General features: G+C 60.2%; 4 protein-coding genes. 1 reads left to right on the top strand and 3 read right to left on the bottom strand.

What is annotated here, in order from left to right:
• Positions 1–326, top strand: a 326-nt coding sequence (locus tag AC1D35_RS35095; RefSeq protein WP_477942522.1) for an adenylate/guanylate cyclase domain-containing protein, incomplete at its 5' end; no start/stop codon positions are given.
• A 167-nt stretch (positions 327–493) separates the two neighbouring features.
• Here the strand turns inward: AC1D35_RS35095 and AC1D35_RS35090 are convergent.
• The 3 genes from AC1D35_RS35090 to AC1D35_RS35080 form a co-directional block, all read right to left on the bottom strand.
• Positions 494–1,603: a sulfite oxidase gene (locus AC1D35_RS35090; protein WP_113309142.1), complete on the bottom strand. Its 1,110-nt coding sequence runs from the start codon at positions 1,601–1,603 to the stop codon at positions 494–496.
• Positions 1,604–1,840: 237 nt separating this feature from the next.
• Positions 1,841–2,296: a GNAT family N-acetyltransferase gene (locus AC1D35_RS35085; RefSeq protein ID WP_113309141.1), complete on the bottom strand. Its 456-nt coding sequence runs from the start codon at positions 2,294–2,296 to the stop codon at positions 1,841–1,843.
• Positions 2,297–2,425: 129 nt separating this feature from the next.
• A partial coding sequence (locus AC1D35_RS35080; protein ID WP_477942519.1) for a tetratricopeptide repeat protein occupies positions 2,426–3,605 on the bottom strand: 1,180 nt, incomplete at its 5' end.

Here is a 3,605-nt window from a genome sequence, read left to right as displayed (position 1 = left end):
GGGCGGCGCTCGATATGCGCAGCGAAATCGCCTCGTTCAACAAGCGGCAGCCAGATAACGCTCTGATCCTCAAAATCGGCGTCCACAAAGGCGCGGCAATTGCTGTTACGCTGAACGAGCGCCTCGACTATTTCGGCCAGACTGTGAACATCGCTGCGCGCGTCCAAGACCTTGCCGACGCTGACGAGATTTTCGTCAGTCAGGATGTTTACGAAGCGATTGGGGTTCGCGACGGACTGGCGGCTTTTGTGGTCGAGCCGAGAACTGCGCATCTTCGAGGTGTGCAACATGATTTGCCGGTTTTTCGGGTGGGGGCAGCCGCCTAAGGCGAGATGACTGCTTGGCTCACAAAGTAAGTTTGCACGACCGCAATCAACGCCGTTGCGACGACTTGAGGCGAGCAACTGCCATTGGTGATGCGGTGCCCGGTGATGTTCTGGCTTGGTGGGGTCGCAGTTGCGCCAAAAGCCGCCATTCCGCCCCAGGCGGGTGATTAGATCACGAATTCCTCTTCGTACGTCTTCGGCTCGGGAACGACGGTAACCTCCACCGGAATGATCCAATTGGCCACGTAGCTCTCGCAGTCGGAACGCTGGTGGTCGGGCTGCACGCACCCCGCGCCATCGATCGCGCGACATCGCAGTGTATATCGCCCCACGTCTTCAGGGGTCCAGATGTACTCCCACAAGCGCCATGCAAAGGGACGTTCCGTTTCGAGGAGCCTTGCCTCGCGCCAGCCCCTGCCATCTCCGGTGCAGACCTGCACCTGCCGGACAGGAGCCTCTCCGCTCCAGGCGGCTCCGAAAATCCGGTACGGTTGGCCGGCGACGAGACGCGCCCCCTGTACGGGACGCGCGATCTGCGCTTTGACCTCCATCTGCGCAAGGGGGACCAGCGTGGGTTCCCCGAGGCTGCGCTCCCAACGGAAATAGTCGCGCGCCTGCCAGTAGCCAAGGAACGGTTTTTCCACAACCGTGATATGCGTGATCCACTTGACCCAGGCCATGCCGAACCAGCCGCCCACGACCGCGCGTAGCGGGTAGCCGTGATCGCGCGTCAACGGCTTGTCGTTCATCGAATAGGCAAGGATCGTGCTGTCGGCGATGGCCTTATCAAGTGGCAAACTGCGCGCAAACGCGATGGGGCCGGGAGAAGCCGTTTTCTTGTTCGAGTCGACGACGCCGCTGTCGGCGCCTGTGAGCAGAACCTCACATGCGGTTCGCTTGACGCCCGCCATTTCCAAAATGTCGCGCAGAAGAACACCTGTCCACGCGGCATTGCCGACGGCTCCGTTCTGCCACTGCAACCCTTCCCTCGGCGGCTCATAGTAGACGCGCCCGTTGCCTGCGCACTCGACGACCGCGGTCAAAGTCGTGCTCCGCATCGCCTTGATGCTGTCGAGGTCAAGTTCGATAGGCCGCTCCACCGCCCCGCCAACGCGCAATCTCCAGTCTCGCGCATCGAGGTCCGGCGACGGGAAATGGTTTCGCACGAAGAACAGTTCGGTTGGGATCAGCCAATCGGAGAGCGACGCAAACGGAAACTCGATATTCTCAGGGGATTTCTGTCGAACTATCAGACCGGGTTGCTGTGGTGTCGGCATCTTCCTCGTCTTCCCCTTTGAAGAGCACAACGTCGGCTCTCGGTCGCGCGAATTCCGGTACGATCACACCGCCCCTCGCTGCGCGTCTGTCCCATTCGGCCTTAGGGCCGCCTACGGGCCGCATTCTAGCACATACCGCACGTTCCTCGGATCGACCTCGAACGGCAGCAAAACGGCCGACGGCGGTCTTGACCGCTTTACGCCAGAAGTGGCCATGTTCCGACTGTTGGCAAAGCGTTAGGTCCCCAGTCTCCGGTTTTCCGTAGAAAGCACCTTTCTTAGGAAAAACCGTCGGGGCGTTCGGTCGTCCCCTTCGAGTTCCCCAAACTGCTCATAACCAAGCTTCAGGTAGAACGGTTTTGCTTGGAAGTCGTAGGTGTCCAGGAAGATGCCCAGGTAGCCCCGTTCGCGGGCAATGCGCTCCGCTTCTCCCATTAATTGACGGCCAAGACCCTTTCCTCGGAGTGCCTCAGGCACAACTAAATACTTGACGAATAGCCAATTGAGTTCATCGAACGCATACAGGCCGCCGACGATCTCCGCAGTCTCCGGTTGCCTCAAAACTATACCAAGATGAGGCCATTCCGCTATGGTCGCGGTGTGGTGGCTATTGAAGTCCACCAGCGGTTTAAGGAGGTGGTCAAGCTCATCTGCAGTTGGCTCGGCCGGGAGAGTCTCTAGAATTGCAATCATCGCGCGAGAGTGCGTGAAAGGACGGCGGTTGTCTAGTCGATCGTTGCGGCTGTTCGTCCGCTTCAGGGCCGAAAACAGACTGACAGGTTCTGGGATTCAGGCTGCTAGAAGGGGACTCCGGTTCCCCTGTCACTCCGGCAGGCCGGCCTTTCGGAAGCCGTCGACAAAGTGGTCTCGTACAGATGCATCGCGCAGCGGCTGGGAGCTGAGCCAATGGGCGATGGTGAAATGAGGGTGGGCGATCAGGAACAAGTCTGCTTCTCGCCGCGCCTCCTCGCGGTGGCCCAACTGCGCAAGCGTAGCAGCCAGGAATTTGCGTGAGTTGGTACGATACGTGTCTTTCCTGCGGAGCGTAGCGGTTGCCGCCTCATAGTCACGCGCGGCGTATTGCGCCTGCCCAAGATGACAAAGATACCAGCAGGCTGGGTAGGGATTGAGCCGCAGAGCTTTTTCGATCTGCGCCAGTCCGTCGGCAACCCTGCCGTCCAGCACGGACAAGTCCGACATGGCGGCCCAGGTGTCGGCGTGGTTGGGGTCCAGCTCCAGGGCTTTGGCGAAGGCGGCCTCCGATTCCTCCCATCGCCGCTCATAAGCCAGAATGGTCCCCAGAACGTAACGGCAGCCGGCATCGTTGGGATCCAGGTCGACCGCCTTCTGCGCTGATGTCACCGCCATCTGGCGGTTGGGATCTTCGGGCTCGCCGAAATGAGTCCAGGCAAGCCAACGGTTATAGGCGAGCAGACCGAGCGCCTCGGCATAGGATGGCTCGAGCTTGACCGCGCGTTGGAGCAGCATATAGGCCTCACGCTCGGTTTGCGGCGACTCTTCCGTCAGGAGGCGGGCGCGCACACACAGATCGTAGGCTTCAAAGTTCTTCGGCCGATTGCGCGGCGTCGGGATGGTCAGCCGGCCGACGAGGGCTTCAACAATCTTGGCGTTAACTTCATCCTGTAACTCGAAAACATCTTCCACCGTCCTGTCAAACCTCTCGGCCCACAAGTGCTGGCCGGCAAGCGTGTCGACCAATTGGGCATTGATGCGGACACGGCCCATTGCGCGTCTGGCGCTCCCCTCCAGGACGTAGCGGACGCCGAGTTCCTGGGCGACCAGCTTTACGTTGACCGCCTTGCCCTTGTAGCCGTTGACGGAATTGCGCGCGATGACGAACAGGCCAGCCGTACGGGAAAGGTCGGTGATCAGGTCTTCGGTCAAGCCGTCGACGAAAGGCGCGTCCGCTTCATCCCCACTCATATTCGTGAACGGCAATACAGCGATCGAGGGATTTTCCGGCAGCGGCAATATGCTCTGC

The sequence above is a fragment of the Rhizobium sp. P1_E6 genome (assembly GCF_056405875.1).
This window is presented reverse-complemented; position numbering and strand designations above follow the sequence as displayed.

Bases quoted from the DNA above. Each gene is read 5' to 3' on its own strand.
- AC1D35_RS35090 (WP_113309142.1), bottom strand. From the start codon at position 1,603: ATGCCGACACCACAGCAACCCGGTCTGATAGTTCGACAGAAATCCCCT.
- AC1D35_RS35085 (WP_113309141.1), bottom strand. From the start codon at position 2,296: ATGATTGCAATTCTAGAGACTCTCCCGGCCGAGCCAACTGCAGATGAG.